17 protein-coding genes are annotated in these 15,128 nt (G+C 68.8%); 15 read left to right on the top strand and 2 right to left on the bottom strand.

All coding sequences use genetic code 11. From position 1 onward, the window contains the following. Window positions 1–22 precede the first annotated feature (22 nt). The 3 genes from ACIBBH_RS03945 to ACIBBH_RS03935 all read left to right on the top strand — a co-directional run bounded on the left by ACIBBH_RS03945 (window position 23) and on the right by ACIBBH_RS03935 (window position 2,011). Window positions 23–355, top strand: a complete 333-nt coding sequence (locus tag ACIBBH_RS03945; RefSeq protein ID WP_399401648.1) for an antibiotic biosynthesis monooxygenase family protein — start codon at window positions 23–25, stop codon at window positions 353–355. A gap of 212 nt (window positions 356–567) precedes the next feature. After that, on the top strand, window positions 568–1,077 hold the full coding sequence (locus ACIBBH_RS03940; protein WP_399401646.1) for a hypothetical protein: 510 nt from the start codon (window positions 568–570) through the stop codon (window positions 1,075–1,077). A gap of 193 nt (window positions 1,078–1,270) precedes the next feature. Further along, window positions 1,271–2,011: a hypothetical protein gene (locus tag ACIBBH_RS03935; protein ID WP_399401644.1), complete on the top strand. Its 741-nt coding sequence runs from the start codon at window positions 1,271–1,273 to the stop codon at window positions 2,009–2,011. Between the two features lie 89 nt (window positions 2,012–2,100). Here the strand turns inward: ACIBBH_RS03935 and ACIBBH_RS03930 are convergent, their stop codons facing one another. Further along, on the bottom strand, window positions 2,101–2,538 hold the full coding sequence (locus ACIBBH_RS03930; RefSeq protein WP_399401642.1) for a hypothetical protein: 438 nt from the start codon (window positions 2,536–2,538) through the stop codon (window positions 2,101–2,103). A 303-nt stretch (window positions 2,539–2,841) separates the two neighbouring features. On the opposite strand from ACIBBH_RS03930, the gene ACIBBH_RS03925 reads away from it, so the two are divergent. Together ACIBBH_RS03925 and ACIBBH_RS03920 are read left to right on the top strand one after the other, a co-directional pair. After that, entirely contained in the window at window positions 2,842–3,006 is a 165-nt protein-coding gene (locus ACIBBH_RS03925) for a hypothetical protein (RefSeq protein WP_399401641.1), read from the top strand. Window positions 3,007–3,012: 6 nt separating this feature from the next. Continuing rightward, a complete protein-coding gene (locus ACIBBH_RS03920) occupies window positions 3,013–3,405 on the top strand; it encodes a hypothetical protein (protein WP_399401639.1) in 393 nt (130 codons plus the stop codon). Between the two features lie 254 nt (window positions 3,406–3,659). Here the strand turns inward: ACIBBH_RS03920 and ACIBBH_RS03915 are convergent, their stop codons facing one another. Beyond that, window positions 3,660–4,757, bottom strand: a complete 1,098-nt coding sequence (locus ACIBBH_RS03915; RefSeq protein ID WP_399401637.1) for an ABC transporter permease — start codon at window positions 4,755–4,757, stop codon at window positions 3,660–3,662. A 970-nt stretch (window positions 4,758–5,727) separates the two neighbouring features. Here ACIBBH_RS03915 and ACIBBH_RS03910 point away from each other — a divergent pair. The 10 genes from ACIBBH_RS03910 to ACIBBH_RS03865 all read left to right on the top strand — a co-directional run bounded on the left by ACIBBH_RS03910 (window position 5,728) and on the right by ACIBBH_RS03865 (window position 15,115). Further along, entirely contained in the window at window positions 5,728–6,693 is a 966-nt protein-coding gene (locus ACIBBH_RS03910) for an NAD(P)H-dependent flavin oxidoreductase (protein ID WP_399401635.1), read from the top strand. Window positions 6,694–6,774: 81 nt separating this feature from the next. Then, a complete protein-coding gene (locus ACIBBH_RS03905; protein ID WP_399401633.1) occupies window positions 6,775–7,467 on the top strand; it encodes a TetR/AcrR family transcriptional regulator in 693 nt (230 codons plus the stop codon). 220 nt (window positions 7,468–7,687) lie between these two features. Then, on the top strand, window positions 7,688–8,506 hold the full coding sequence (locus tag ACIBBH_RS03900) for an SDR family oxidoreductase (RefSeq protein WP_399401631.1): 819 nt from the start codon (window positions 7,688–7,690) through the stop codon (window positions 8,504–8,506). After that, window positions 8,503–9,315, top strand: coding sequence for an enoyl-CoA hydratase-related protein (locus ACIBBH_RS03895; protein ID WP_399401629.1), 813 nt, complete (start codon window positions 8,503–8,505; stop codon window positions 9,313–9,315). The genes ACIBBH_RS03900 and ACIBBH_RS03895 overlap by 4 nt, the downstream gene beginning before the upstream one ends. Further along, entirely contained in the window at window positions 9,302–10,531 is a 1,230-nt protein-coding gene (locus ACIBBH_RS03890) for an acyl-CoA dehydrogenase family protein (protein ID WP_399401627.1), read from the top strand. Before ACIBBH_RS03895 ends, ACIBBH_RS03890 begins: the two co-directional genes overlap by 14 nt. Before the next feature lies 1 nt (window position 10,532). Beyond that, window positions 10,533–11,315: an SDR family oxidoreductase gene (locus ACIBBH_RS03885; protein WP_399401625.1), complete on the top strand. Its 783-nt coding sequence runs from the start codon at window positions 10,533–10,535 to the stop codon at window positions 11,313–11,315. Next, on the top strand, window positions 11,308–12,342 hold the full coding sequence (locus ACIBBH_RS03880) for a phosphotransferase family protein (RefSeq protein WP_399401623.1): 1,035 nt from the start codon (window positions 11,308–11,310) through the stop codon (window positions 12,340–12,342). Before ACIBBH_RS03885 ends, ACIBBH_RS03880 begins: the two co-directional genes overlap by 8 nt. 54 nt (window positions 12,343–12,396) lie before the next feature. Then, window positions 12,397–12,582 carry a hypothetical protein gene (locus ACIBBH_RS03875; RefSeq protein ID WP_399401621.1) on the top strand — a complete coding sequence of 62 codons (186 nt, stop codon included), beginning with the start codon at window positions 12,397–12,399 and terminating at the stop codon, window positions 12,580–12,582. Further along, window positions 12,579–13,376, top strand: coding sequence for an SDR family oxidoreductase (locus ACIBBH_RS03870; protein ID WP_399401620.1), 798 nt, complete (start codon window positions 12,579–12,581; stop codon window positions 13,374–13,376). Before ACIBBH_RS03875 ends, ACIBBH_RS03870 begins: the two co-directional genes overlap by 4 nt. Window positions 13,377–13,456: 80 nt before the next feature. Continuing rightward, complete coding sequence (locus ACIBBH_RS03865) at window positions 13,457–15,115, top strand: AMP-binding protein (protein ID WP_399401618.1); 1,659 nt, start codon at window positions 13,457–13,459, stop codon at window positions 15,113–15,115. Window positions 15,116–15,128 lie beyond the last annotated feature (13 nt).

Here is a 15,128-nt window from a genome sequence, read left to right as displayed (position 1 = left end):
TTACCGACGGAGGGCTTCCCGCATGACCACCTCGTTCGTCCGCCCCGAACCGCCGTACTACGCAGTCATCATCACCACCCGGCCGACCGCGGATCTCGAAGGTTACGCAGCGATGAGCGAGCGCATGGCCGAACTCGGGGAGGCGCAGCCCGGCTATCTCGGCCGCGAGTCGCTGACGGACGAGGACGGCCGGGACCTCATCGTCATCTACTACGCAGACGATGCATCGATAGCGGCATGGAAGGCTCACCCCGAACATCTCGAAGCACAGCGGCTCGGACGTGAACGCTGGTACTCCTCGTACAGCGTGGAAATCGCGCGGGTGGAGCGCGCCTACGGCTTCAGCCGCGACTGAGGCAGGGATCCCGACCGCCGGCTGGCGCCGGGCCTGTGGGCCGAACGTCCCGGGACGTGGAACTGGTCACGCCCTGGAGGTTCAGGAGTGCAGCCCGCCCAGACCGCCATCCGCTACGCGGACTCAGCGCGCGCTTCTGGGAGAATCTGCCGAGCAGGCATCGCAGTGAAACCCGCTCGACCTGCTTAACCCCGCGACGAGATCATGGACCCATGCCGTCGACCGCTCCAGCAGCCCGCAAGCTTCAGGACTGCGCCGTGCTCTGGAGCATGGGCGAGATCCGCGCAACCGACGTCGTCACCGCTGCCTGTGAGGCACTGGTTGCCGGCCTCGACAGCCCTGCCCTGAGGATCTTGGCCGCATGCACGCGCGCCGAGGCGAACTACGACGTCCCCGACCTGCTTCCCCCCGCACTCGACGAACTGGGTCTCACCTTCTACCCGGTGGGCAGCGATGCCGGACAGGAAGCCGCCGCACGGGCACTTGCCTCCCGGATGCTGGCCGGCGAGCTGACACCACGGGAGCTGGCCTTCCGGATCCACCAGCGCTTCGGGCACGAGCTGCCCCTGGCTGAACGACTCGCCGAGTTGGACGACGAGTATGACATCCTCGAATACGGCGACAGAACACCGGCACAGGTCGATGCCGATGTCACGGCCGAAGCTCTTCGGCTCGCACAACGTCCTCGTGTTCCAACCGAACCCACGGATGCACCGACCTGAAGTACACCGGTGGACCCGTGGGTTCAGGCTGAAGGGCCTTCGGTTTCCTTGAACCCGCGGGGATCACGGCCCTGTTCTCCTATGGCTACGGCGAACGGATATGTACCGCTGCGTGACGCTCTGCCAAGACCTCGGGTACTCCCCGGACTCGGTAGTGTGGTCCTGGCCCCGTACCGCCGATGAGAGGACTGCAATGCCCGAGCCCGTGGGCTACGACCTTTTCGGCGAGCCGTACTTCGCAGATCCCGAAGCCGTGCCGGAGCCTGATCGGCTGCCGGAGTTCACCCGCGAGACCCTGCCCCGCCACTTCAGGACCTGGCAGCAGATTTCCGGCGCGGGTTTGGAACCTGTCGGTCCGCCCGTGGGGTTGCTGGTCTGGACGCCGCGTGATGCGTACTCCTCGAGAAGCACCAAGGTCTATGACGCATCCAGGGCCAGGGTGCCCGGCCCTCGCGAGCCCGACATCTTCGAGCTCTGCGAGGAACCCGACGGGCTCGATCAGGAAATGCCGGCCCTGGCTTCGTGGTCGCAATGGGTGCCCCTGGCCAGAGCGGAGGTACCGCGGGTGCCGGGCGTCTACCTCGCCAGGCGGGGCCCGTCCGGCCCGCTCGTCTATGCCGGTAGGGCAGGTGAACGCAAGGGAGAAGGGCTGCGAGGTCGGCTGCGGCGCTACACCAGCGGTAAGGCGCTGGCATCCGGGCTCGGCGAGGCGGTGTTCGACAAGGCGTTGGCTGACCCCGAATGGCTGCGCGAGCGCCTGGTGGAGGCGGAATGCGGACGGCCGATGCGGGCGACTGAATGGGGCAAGGCGGCACTGGCTTGGGCAGACGTTCATGTCTGCTGGGCTGTCACCGAGAGCGGTGAGGCGGCCGAGGCCCTGGAAAAGAAGGTGCTGGCGCTGAAGAGCGTGGATTGGTGGAACCGCGCCCGCTGACTTCCACTCTCGAACCGCAGCGGCGATTGGCGTCGTACATCGCCAGGGCCCCGTCGGGCGTGACCGCTGAGGCCCTGACCGCTTCGGGATCAGGAGTTGGCGATCTCTCGGATGAGATCCAGTTTCTGCTGGGGAAGCAGTGCCTGGTGACGGCCGGCCACCAGCCCATCGAGGGCTGCGAAGACGTCGTGGTCCTCGGGGTGGAGAACGGCGGTGATGACCTGAGCGCGGGTGCTGCCGTCGAGGGCGTACACCCACAGCCGTTGCTCCTTGCGAGGCTCAGTGTTCGCCTCGGGCCGCAGCTTCCAGACGGGGAAGAAGCCCAGCTTCTGGCTGGTGAGGTACTCCTCCACCTCTTCTAGGACCCACCGGCCCAGCTTCTTGTAGCCGAGCTCCTCTCGAAGCGCTCCGAGTGTCGTCTCGATCAGCCCGCCTTCGGCGCTGACGTGCGCTGCCAAGCTGTCGTTGCCGTCATCGACGTCCTCGAACTCGAAGTCCTCGTCGCGGATCGCATCCTCGTCGCTCATGTTTCGACCCCTCCCGTCACCTTGTGACCTCTGACGTACGGATCAACTTAGCCGATCCGTGGACAAGTTATCTACGTGTCGGAAAATATTCTGTTGGTCTTGCCAGAAACATCATGGGCGGGCTGCGGCGTACACGTCTGCGGGTCTCACCCTTCGACTGTCGTAGTGAGTGCCGGATCCACTGCGACGGAGCCTCTGCGGTGATCATCGCGACCTGCGGCGGGGCATTCCGGCCTCAGGGAGAGGTGTACGTACTTACTGCGGCAGCGTCGGGGACGCGGGGACAGCGTGACGATCGAACCAGTGACCGGGCTTGGGGCCGGGGGCGCGTTGCGGTTGCCACGCGCCCGGGTGCTGCCTCGGTCCGCCCCGCCGTCGTCGTACACCGCGGCCGTGGAGCGGTACCTCACAGGTGCGGGCATCGCGAAGTGCTCCGTGCGGATCTACCGGATCTCGCTGACGACGTAGGGGTGGATGTCCGCTGGCGAACCGGCGCCGACCGGCCCGGCCCGCCGCGGCGCGAAGCCGCCCGTCTTCCCCGTCGCCGCGATCGATGATCCGGCACTGCCGGAGGGGCTGGCGGAACTGGCCGCCGCTCGGGCGGACGAGATGGACGCCGACACTGTCAACCGGGAGCTGTCCATCGCGCGCAGGGCAATCGGCTGGTGGCAGCGGCAGGGCTGGATCGAGTGCGATCCGACGATCGGGATCGAGCGGCGGCCGGCGCCGCCGGACCGCACCCAAAGCCCTCGCGGAGAACCAGATCGCCGCCCTGTGGCGCCTGGACATCGCTGCGGAAGGCAGGAGTCGGCACCCGTGACCGGCCTCCCTGCGGCACCCCCGGTCGGCACGAACACGCCCCGTTGACCGAACTGGCCACCAGAGCGGGTTGGTTGTCTACCGGGACGGCCCGGAGCGGTCGAGTCGAGCGAGACCGCTCCATCCCGCAGGCGGAGGCCGTGGCGGCCGGCCGTGCTGTGCCTGGTTCCCTTTCGGTGGTGGGCCGCCCGCCCGCATCGGCCAGTACTTCTCGGTGCTGGAGTCGGTGCTCGTCCTGTCCGTGCTGCTGCGGGACTACGGACTGACCGCCGTCGGCGGCGTGGTGCCGGTCGGCACGGCCGTCACCCGGTCGGCACGGGGTCCGGCCCGCTGCCGTCTGACGCCACGGTGCTGACGGCCGCCGCCTTGCGCCGCTCCCGCCACCAGGCCGCGACCAGCGCGACCGCGGTACCGCCCACCGCGTAGGCGCCGAGCACCCACCAGGCGACCGCCGTGGCGTGCGCGTCGAAGTACACGGTGTTGCGGACGAGCGTGGTGCCCGCGCCCGGCGGCAGCGCCTGGCCGATCGTGCTCCAGAACCCCGGCAGCAGCACCGACGGGTACACCCCGCCCGAGCTCGGGTTGCCCAGCACCACGAACAGCAGGATGGTCAGCCCGGTGCCGAGCATGCCCAGCAGCGTCTGCAGCGCGAGCGAGGTCGCCGCGGACGCGAACACCACCAGTGCGCCGATCCCGGTCAGCGCCCAGAAGTGACCGCTCAGCGCGTCGAACACCGGGCCCACGATCACCGCGCCGGCGATCCCGGACACGATCGCGTACAGACCCAGCACCGCCAGCCTGATCAGGATCCGGTGCTGGTTGGCCGGTCGTGAACCGGCGGACATGTTCATGATCGTCGCTGTCAGGTAGCCGCCGACCACCCAACCGAGCACCAGGTAGAAGGAGGTCATGCCGCGCCCGTCGCCGCTGTTCGGGGCTTGGATGTCGGTGACCGTGACCTGCCGTTTCTGCACGGCCTCGATCTTCTGGGCGAGTTGTGAGGCGGTCTGGGACACCGAGGGGCCGCCGGCCGAGGCGACCAGCAGTGTGTCCTTCGTGCCGGTCGCGTCGAACAGGAAGGCGGCGTCCGCCCTCCGGTCCATGATCCGCTGCCGGGCGGCGGATTCGCTGGCGGCGGCGGTCGCCTTCACCGGGTCGCCGGCGAGCCCGTTGAGCTTGGCCACGATCTGTGCCGAGGCCTGCTCCGGGGCCACCACCGCCACCGGAATCCGGTGCGGGGTGGGGGAGTGGAAGGCGCCCAGATAGGAGACGGTGAAGGCGAGTTGTATCAGCAGGCCGCCCAGTACGAGCCCGAAGGCGCGGATGCTGATGGCATCCCGGAGTTCGGCAAGGAAACCCCCGGCAGGGGCGGCGGAGGTGGAGGGAGGATCGTCGTTCATGGCCCGCATGATTTCAGTTGGAGGGTGCCGCGGTTCGCGCGCCCCGCGTACGCGCCGTCAGCCCGGCCCTCGTAGGATGGCCCGGATGACCTCGCACGCCGAACGCGGTGAGGATCTCCAACTCGGCGTTCTGCAAGGCCTTTTCGCAGTTCAACTGGCGCGGACTGGCCGCGGTGTCGACGTGGTTCATGCTGGTCCGGTGCCGTTCACGGACAGGCGCCCGGTGTACTCGGACCCCGGGAACCGGGGTCGCGGAACCACCGCACCCTTTAGAGCGCTGCTGACATGGGTGGTCGTTGGCGGCGGATTCTGACCGGAAGGCGGCGAGCCCACTCCTGTGGGTAGTTCTGACCACGATGCTCCTGCTGACCCTGCAGTGTCCGTCGGGGCACGAGAGGCCACCGTCGCGCCGGGAAAGAGGTAGGCCCTGGCAATACTGCCCGGTTAGGGGCTGCCTACTGATTGAACTTGACGCCGAATTCAACTATAACGATCGGGAGGCCGCCTCCCGTCCTCCCTACCGGGCCGTGGCGCCCGTCATCGGTGAACCACACGCAGTGAGGCGACATGAGGGAAGCAGTCATCGTTGTGCAGGCTTTCACCGACTTCGGCGCCTCGCTCGGCGGCGGCCCGCGTCCCGGCGCGTGACGACGACGGCACCGAGTGCCCGCAGGGTGCCGTCGGCGAGGTCCATATCAAGGGACCGACGGCGATGCGCGGCTACTGGAACCGCCCCGCGGACACCGCCGCGGCGATCTCATCCGACGGATCCCGCGCATCATCCGGTTCGTCGACGCGCTGCCCAAGGGCCCGGCCGGGGAGATCCTCTAGCGGTCCAACGACCGTACCGCTCTGACCCGCCACAACGTACCCCGGCGGCGCACCGGCCCGCCGACACTGAACATCCTTCGAAGGAAGAGATGTGTCCGCCGCAGAAGAAAGCAGAAGAAGGAAGCATGGTGAGTTGCTCATGAGCCTGCCCCCCATCCTGCGGGACCGGCTGCGCCTGCCCGTGGTCGCATCGCCGATGTTCATCGTGTCCAATCCGGAGTTGGTCATCGCCCAGTCGGCCTCCGGCATCGTGGGTTCCTTCCCCGCGCTGAACGCGCGGCCCCAGTCGGCCCTGCGGGAATGGCTGCAGCACATAACGGAGGAGCTGGCCAAGCACGACGCCGACCACCCCGAGGCACCGTCCGCGCCGTTCGCGGTCAATCTCATCGTGCACAAGACCAACTCACGCCTGGAGGAGGACCTCGCGACCGTCGTGGAGTTCAAGGTGCCGATCACCATCACCTCTCTCGGTGCCCGGGCCGATGTCAACGACGCGGTCCACTCCTACGGCGGGATCGTGCTGCACGATGTCATCAGCGACCGGTTCGCGCGCAAGGCGGTGGAAAAGGGCGCGGACGGCCTGATCGCCGTCGCCGCGGGCGCGGGTGGGCACGCCGGCACGCAATCACCCTTTGCGCTCGTCCAGGAGATTCGCGACTGGTTCGACGGCCCTCTTCTGCTGTCGGGCTCCATCGCTCACGGCCGCTCGATCCTCGCCGCGCAGGCCGTCGGCGCGGACCTCGCCTACGTGGGTTCGGCGTTCATCGCCACCGACGAGGCGAACGCGGAGGACCAGTACAAGCAGATGATCGTGGACTCCACAGCTGCGGACATCGTGTACTCCGACCTGTTCACCGGCGTGCACGGCAACTACCTCCGCGGCAGCATCGAGGCCGCGGGGCTCGATCCGGCCGCACTGCCCGGCTCCGATCCGTCCGCCATGGACTTCGGGAACCAGGACATCAAAGGAGCGAAGGCGTGGCGGGACATCTGGGGCGCGGGTCAGGGCGTCGGCGCGATCGGAGCGGTACTTCCCGCGGCAGCGGTCGTCGAGCGCCTCGCCCATGAGTACGCCGAGGCGAAGAGCCGGCTTCAGCGCTTGTAACGGTGTGCGCCACAGCCGCACGAACCTGCGCACCGCGCGCCTTTAATGAGTCTGGCGTCGGATTCAAGTACGGTTCCCGGAATGGACACCACTGCACCCGAGGAGAACGACAGCGAGAAGGCACCGCCGATGGCGCCTCTCTCGCCACTTCGCGAGCCGCCGACGACGAAGCGCGGAGCGAGGACTCGCGCTGCTTTGGTGGAGGCCGCGCGGAAGGTGTTCGAGCGGGACGGCTACCTGGACACCCGCCTGACCGACATCACCAAAGAGGCTCGATGCGCGGCGGGATCCTTCTACACCTACTTCGCCAACAAGGAAGAGGTGCTTGCCGCCGTCCTCCTGGAGGCGCAGGAGGACATGATGCACCCCGGCATGGGCAGGGTGCAGGGCACCGATGATCCGTATGCGGTCCTCGAGGCGAGCAATCGCGCGTATCTCGAGGCGTACAGACGGAACGCGAAGCTGATGGCACTGCTCGAGCAGGTCGCACAGGTGGAGCCGGAGTTCCGTGACTTCCGAAGCCGGCGCGCGGATGCGTTCATCCGCCGCAATGCCCGCGGCATCGCCGACCTGCAGGAGCGGGGTGTCGCAGACCGTGAGGTGGATCCGATGATGGCCTCCCGTGCGCTGTCGCGCATGGTCAGCGTCATGGCCTACAACTCCTTCGTGCTCGGCGAACGGCAGGAAGAAGGAACGCCCGTGGACTTCGAGCAGCTCGTGTCCACGGTCACCCGGCTCTGGGCGAACGCCCTGCGGTTCCCCGGCCACCGCTGATCCGGCGGGCTGGACCGCCTGCCTCGTCGCACCCGGTACCGCCGGGTGCTTCTCTCTTTCGTCCCCTCCGCAGGGGGGAGGCGGCCTTATTCGCGCGGTACCGCCCACCTGGCAGTTGAACTTGAAGTCAGATTCAATTATACAGGTGCACAGGAGCACGGTCGCCCCATCCAAGGCCCGTGCCCCCGCATCGCACGCCCCGCCACGGAGAGGGTTCGCTGTGAACGTTGCAGAAAGAGTTGCCGTCGTCACCGGGGGTGGCGGCGGCATCGGCGGTGCGCTGGTCGCACGGCTGGCTCGCGAGGGTGCCCGGGTCGTCGTCGCGGACCTCGATGCGGACAGCGCGCGGGCGGTGTCGCAGAGAGTCAACGCCGACCATCCTGGAAGTACCGTCAGCGTCGGCGCGGACGTGTCGGACACCGCCCAGATCCAGGAGTTGGCCGCCCTGGCGGAGAGCGCGTTCGGTCCGGTCGACCTCTACTTCGCGAACGCGGGCATCGGGGGTGCGCTCGGCCTCGACGCGAGCGAGCAGGACTGGGACCTCTCGATCGACGTGAACCTTCGCGCCCACATCCGTGCGGCGAGGCTGCTGGTGCCGGGGTGGCTCGAGCGCGGTGAGGGCTACTTCGTCAGCACCGCCTCGGCGGCCGGGCTGCTCACCCAGATCGGCTCCGCCACGTACGCCGTCACCAAGCACGCGGCCGTAGCCTTCGCCGAATGGCTGAGTGTCACCTACGGCGATCGCGGGGTCCGTGTCAGCTGTCTGTGCCCGATGGGGGTGAACACCAGCATACTGTCCTCCGGTGAGGAGTCCGGGCACGCGCTGGGAAGAGCGGCGACGCGGGCCGTCACGTCCGCGGGTGACGTCCTGGAGCCGGCCGAGGTCGCCGACGCCGTCCTGGCCGCGATCGAGGAAGAGCGCTTCCTGATCCTGCCGCACGAAGACGTTCTCCAGATGTACCGGCAGAAGGGCTCGGACTACGACCGGTGGCTGCGCGGGATGCGCCGCTACCAGAGCTCCCTGCTGGCGCAGGCATGACCGGCGCGCCGGGCGAGCTGGTCCTCGCCGAACACCACGGGCCGGTGCTGGTGCTCACGTTCAACCGGCCCGCCAAGCTGAACGCCTGGACCGACGAACTCGAGGACCGTTATTTCGCGCTGCTCGACGCCGCCGAAGACGACCCGGACGTACACGCCGTCGTGGTCACCGGCGCCGGACGCGGATTCTGCGCCGGAGCCGACCTGCAGCGGCTGCAGAGGGCCGGCGAGGTGTCCGAGGCGGACCGGGCGCGGCGCCGCCCGCGCGATGTGCCGCTGACCCTGCGCAAACCGCTGATCGGAGCGATCAACGGGGTGGCTGCGGGCCTGGGCATGGTGGAGGCGCTCTACTGCGACGTCCGCTTCGGCTCGCCCTCGGCCCGGTTCACCACGGCATTCGCGCAACGCGGGCTGATCGCCGAGTACGGGATCTCCTGGCTGTTGCCCCGGCTGGTGGGGCACAGCCGGGCAGCGGACCTGCTGCTGTCGAGTCGCATGGTGGATGCCGAGGAGGCCTTCCGTATCGGACTCCTCGACCACCTGGTCCCCACCGGCGGTGTGGTCGATGCCGCTGTCGCGTACGCCGCCGATCTGGCGAGGCGCTGCTCCCCGGCATCCATGGCCACCATCAAGAGCCAGCTGCAGGGCGACGCGGACGGCACGTACGCCGATTCCGTGACATGGGCGGAAAGCCTCATGTTCCAGGCCTTCCGCGGGGCCGATGTCGTCGAGGGCGTGGCCAGTCACCTCGACAAGCGCCCGCCCAACTTTCCCTCCCTACCCGTCAGGAGTTCGGATGTCCCTGTTTGAGATGTCGGACCGCGCCAAGAAGTACCAGGCGGATCTGCTCGAGTTCATGGATTCGCACATCTACCCCGCTGAGGCGGTGTACCACGAGCAGATGAGCGCGTCGGGTGACCCGCACTTCCATCCGCCGATCATCGAGGAACTCAAGGCGGAGGCGCGCAAGCGTGGACTGTGGAACCTCTTCCACCCGCACCCGGAGTGGGGCCCGGGGCTGACGAACCTCGAGTACGCGCCGCTGGCGGAGATCATGGGGCGCAGTCACATCGCGTCCGAGGCGTGCAACTGCAACGCTCCCGACACCGGCAACATGGAGGTGCTCACGCTGTTCGGCAGCGACGAGCACAAGGAGAAGTACCTCAAGCCCCTGCTCGACGGGACGATGGCCTCGGCCTTCGCGATGACCGAGCCGCGTGTCGCCAGCTCCGACGCCACCAACATCGAGCTGCGGATGGAGCGCGACGGCGACGAGTACGTGCTCAACGGCCGCAAGTGGTTCGCGTCCAACGCCCTGCACCGCAACTGCAAGGTGCTCATCGTCATGGGGAAGACCGACCCCACCGCCGCCCCGCACCGGCAGCAGTCGATGATGGTCGTCCCGATCGACGCCCCCGGGATCACGGTGATGCGCGGCCTGCCGGTGTTCGGCTACCAGGACCGTGAGGGGCATGCCGAGATCGACTTCACCGACGTACGGGTGCCGGCCAAGGACGTCCTCAAGGGCGAGGGGGAGGGTTTCGCGATCAGCCAGGCCCGCCTCGGTCCCGGTCGTATCCACCACTGCATGCGGGCCATCGGCGCGGCCGAGCGGGCGCTGGAGCTGATGTGCCGGCGTGCGCAGTCACGGGTGACGTTCGGCAGTCCGGTTGCCGAACGGTCCAACGTCCAGGACTGGATCGCGGAAGCACGTATCGACATCGAGATGATCCGCCTGCTCACGCTCAAGGCCGCGTATCTGATGGACACGGTCGGGAACAAGGAAGCGCGCACCGAGATCGCGGCCATCAAGGTGGCCGCCCCGAACATCGCATTGAAGATCATCGACCGCGCGATCCAGGTGCACGGGGCAGCAGGTGTGACCGAGGACTTCCCGTTGGCGATGATGTACGCGCATCTGCGGACGCTGCGGCTGGCGGACGGTCCCGACGAGGTCCACAAGCGGGCCATCGCCAGGCAGGAACTGCGGCAGTACCGCGACGCGGCCACGTCGGCGGTGAACTGAGATGACAGGACTCGATCTCACCGGTCGCACCGCCGTCGTCACCGGCGCCTCGCGAGGAATCGGGCTGGCGATCGCCCAGGCCATCGCCGCCGCCGGCGGCAACGTCGTCCTCACCTCCCGCTCCCAGGAGGCGGCGGACGCCGCAGCGGCCCAGGTCAAGGGCACGGCGATCGGCGTCGGTGCGCACGCGGTCGACGAAGAGGCGGCCCGGCGCTGTGTCGATCTGACGCTCGAGCGCTTCGGAAGCCTGGACATCCTCGTCAACAACGCGGGGACCAACCCGGCCTTCGGGCCGGTCATCGACCAGGACCACGGCCGGTTCGCCAAGACCTTCGACGTGAACCTGTGGGCTCCCGTGCTGTGGACGGGTCTGGCCACGCGGGCCTGGATGGGCGAGCACGGCGGCGCGGTCGTCAACACCGCGTCGGTGGGCGGCCTGGTCTCCGAGGCGAACATCGGGCTGTACAACGCCTCGAAGGCCGCACTGATCCACCTCACCAAGCAACTCGCCCTGGAACTCTCGCCGAAGGTCCGCGTCAACGCGGTGGCACCGGGTGTGGTCCGCACGAAGCTGGCGGAGGCTCTGTGGAAGGAGCACGAGCAGACGGTGTCCGCCTCGATGGCGCTCGGGCGCATCGGGGAGCCTGCCGACATCGCCTCGGCGGTCGCCTTCCTCGTCTCGGACGCCGCGAGTTGGATCACCGGCGAGACCCTGGTGATCGACGGCGGGCAACTGCTAGGTGACGCGCTCCCGTTCAGGCCAGGAGCCGGCACCGGTGCCTAGCGCGGACACCACCGGAATCGACGCCGGGGCGGTGAACCGCTGGTTCCAGACCCTCGGCGTCGACTTCGCCGGGCCGCTTGTCTTCGACCGGATCGGGCTCGGCCAGTCGAATCTGACCTACCTGGTACGGGACCAGGCCGGCCGCAGGTGGGTGCTGCGGCGCCCACCGCTGGGTCGCCTGTTGGCGTCGGCGCACGACGTGGCCCGCGAGGCGCGGATTCTGACCGCCCTGGAGAGCACCGCCGTCCCGACCCCGCGGGTGCTCGGGCTGACCGATGATCCCGCAGTGACCGACGTCCCGCTGCTGCTCATGGAGTTCGTGGACGGCCAGGTCGTCGACAGGATGTCGATCGCGCGGTCGTTGACGCCCGAGCGCCGCCGGGCGATCGGGATGTCGTTGGCGCGGACGCTGGCGAAGATCCACGCGGTCGATCTGGAAGTGACCGGGCTGACCGGTCTGGCCAGCCACAAGCCGTATGCGCAGCGTCAGCTCAAGCGGTGGTCGGCCCAGTGGGAGAAGTCCAGGACCCGTGACCTGCCCGCCCTGGGGGACCTCACCCGGCGCCTGGCCGCCGCGGTCCCGGAGCAGCGCGAACTGACGCTCGTGCACGGCGACTTCCATCTGCGCAATGTCATCACCTCCCACGACAGCGGGGAGGTGACCGGGGTGCTCGACTGGGAGCTGTCGACGCTGGGGGATCCGCTGGCGGACATGGGCAGCCTCCTGGCCTACTGGCCGGCCAAGGGCGAGAACACCTCGGGCGACTTCGTCGCGGCCGCTCTCGACGGCTTCCCGACCCGCGAGGAACTCGTGGCGGCCTACTCGGCGGCGTCGGGACGCGACCTGACGGCGCTGGGCTACTGGCACACGATGGGACTGTGGAAGGTCGCGATCATCGCGGAGGGCGTCATGCGCCGCGCGATGGACGAACCGCGGAACAAGGCCGCGTCCGGGACTCCGACCGCAGAGCGCATCGACGCACTGGTGGCGAAGGCCCACGAAGTCGCGGACACGGCAGGCATCTGACCCGATCGCCCGCCCACAGGACTTTGACACTCACGCATACAGGAAGAAGCGGTGATGAGGCAAGCAGTCATCGTATCGACGGCGCGTACGCCGATCGGGAAGACCTACCGCGGCGCGTTCGACAAACGGTTGGTCGGGCACGCGTTGCCGGAAGGCAGGCGCCGGGGCGCGCGCTACCCCGTCCCCATGTGCATCGGCGCCGGCATGGGCACGGCGGGGCCGATCGGGGTGGTGTCGTGAACCCCGCCGCACTGTTCGACGTCAGCGGAAAGACCGTGGTGGTGACCGGCGGCTCACGCGGAATCGGGCTGATGATCGCGCACGGTTTTGTGGCGGCCGGGGCCACGGTGATCATCTCCTCCCGCAAGGCCGAGGCGTGCGAGAGGGCGGCAGCGGAGCTGTCCGCGCTGACGTCCCCCGGCGCCGGAACCTGTCTGGCGCACCCGGCGGACCTGTCCACCGCCGAGGGCCTCGAGAGCCTGGCCGAGCGGGTCGCGGAGGTCGCGCCGCGGCTGAACGTCCTGGTCAACAATGCGGGAGCCGCCTGGGGCGCGCCGATCGGCGAGTTCCCCGACTCGGGCTTCGACAAGGTGCTGAACGTCAATGTCAAGGCCGTCTTCTCGCTGACGCAACGGCTGCTGCCGCAGTTGCGGGCGGCCGCCACCGCGGAGGACCCCGCGCGAGTGATCAACATCGGGTCGATCGACGGGCTCGTGGTCTCCGCGTCCGACAACTTCTCCTACGTCGCGAGCAAGGCGGCGGTGCACATGCTGACCCGCAAGATGGCCGCCACACTGGCGAGCGATCACATCACCGTCAACGCCCTTGCTCCGGGCCCGTTCCCGACCAAGATGATGGCGCACGTCCTGGACGACACCGAGCTGCGGGACGCCGTGGTCGAACGGGTGCCCCTCGGCCGCGTCGGCACCCCCGAGGACATCGCGAGTCCGGCGATTTTCCTCGCCTCCCGCGCGGGCGCCTACCTGACCGGCACGGTGATCCCCGTGGACGGCGGGATCTCCGGCACGCGCTGACCGGTCGCGTGTGAAGGTCACCGCGCCGCAAGCGAAACACCCCCACCCACTCTCTTCTCTGAAAGGCGGGTTCGGCTGCGATGAGCTGGTTCGACGACAGGCCGTGGACGGCGCAGTACCCCGAACGGATGGCGGAGGTGCAAACGGTCCCCGACCGCACCACGCTGGAGCTGCTGGCCGACGCGGTGGCCACTGCCCCCCAGGGCCCGGCTCTCACCTACCTCGGTGGCACGCTGACCTACCGGGAAGTGGACGAGCTCTCCGACGGGGTGGCGCACTACCTGCTCGAGCGCGGCTTCCGTCCCGGCGACCGGCTGGCGCTGTACCTGCAGAACGTTCCGCAGTTCCTGCTGGCGCTGTTCGGCGCCTGGAAGGCGGGCGGCGCGGTCGTGCCGCTGAACCCGATGTACCGGGACGAACTCGCGCACATCCTCACCGACGCGGGGGTGTCGGCGATCGTGTGCGATGAGGGGGCCTGGGCGGAGCACGTCCGTGAGCGGGCCACCGCGGCGGGAGTGACAACAGCGCTCACCGCCAGCCCGCTGGACCTGCAGACTCTGGACGACGCGCGCATCTTCGCCGGTCTGATCCGGCAGCGCAGCGAGGCCGCGGACGACATCGTCGACGTGGCGAGGGCACGTGCGGGGCGGCGACCCGACCGTCCCGGGCCGGCACCCGACGACATCGCGCTGATCTCCTACACCTCCGGCACCAGCGGAGTGCCGAAGGGGGCGACCAACACCCATCGCAACCTGACCGTCAACGCGGCCCTGCTGCGGCTGTACGACGAGATCCCCCCGGGCTCGCCGATCTTCGCGCTGGCCCCGCTGTTCCACATCACCGGCATGGTCGTCCAACTGCTCAACGCGGTCGACCTGGCGAGCCCCCTGGTACTCGCCTACCGCTTCGAGCCGGGCGTGGTGATCGACGCGCTGAAGCGGGAACGGCCCGCCTACATGGTCGGGCCGTCCACCGCGTACATGGCGCTGATGGCACACCGAGACTTCTCCGCCGAGGCGTTCGCCTCGCTGAGGACCCTCAACTCCGGCGGCGCCCCGCTGCCGCCCGCTGTCGTGGCGCGGTTCCAAGAGCAGACGGGACTGTACATCCGCAACGGCTACGGACTCACGGAGACGAGTGCCCCTTGCGTGGTGGTGCCCGTCGGCAGACAGGCTCCCGTGGATCCCGACTCGGGCACCTTGTCGATCGGCCTGCCCCTTCCCGCCGCGACGGTCCGCATCGTCGACGAGGGCGGCAGGGACCTGGGGCCGAACGAGGTCGGCGAGATCGCGGTCGAAGGCCCCATGGTGGTGCCCGCGTACTGGAACCGGCCCGAGGCCACCGCGGAGTCGATACCGAACGGGCGGCTGCTCACCGGCGACGTCGGTTTCATGGACCGGCAGGGCTGGGTGTACGTGGTGGACCGCAAGAAGGACATGATCAACGCCTCCGGGTTCAAGGTGTGGCCTCGCGAGGTCGAGGACGTCCTCTACCGGCACCCCGCGGTGCGCGAGGCGGCCGTGGTCGGTGTGTCCGACCCCTACCGCGGCGAGACGGTGGCAGCCTTCGTCAGCCTGAGGCCCGGAGGATCCGTCGAGCCCGAAGAGCTGGTCGCCCACTGCCGCGAGCACCTGGCCGCCTACAAGGCCCCTCGGACGGTCAGCATCCGGGCCGAGCTGCCCAAGACCACCAGCGGCAAGATCCTGCGCCGTGAACTGCGCGGGGCGACGTCCGCATGACGAGCGAGAGGAG

This window comes from Streptomyces sp. NPDC051636 (assembly GCF_044453765.1).
Lineage (GTDB): Bacteria > Actinomycetota > Actinomycetes > Streptomycetales > Streptomycetaceae > Streptomyces.
The sequence above is the reverse complement of the archived record's forward strand: the minus strand, read 5'-3'. Positions and strand labels throughout refer to the sequence as shown.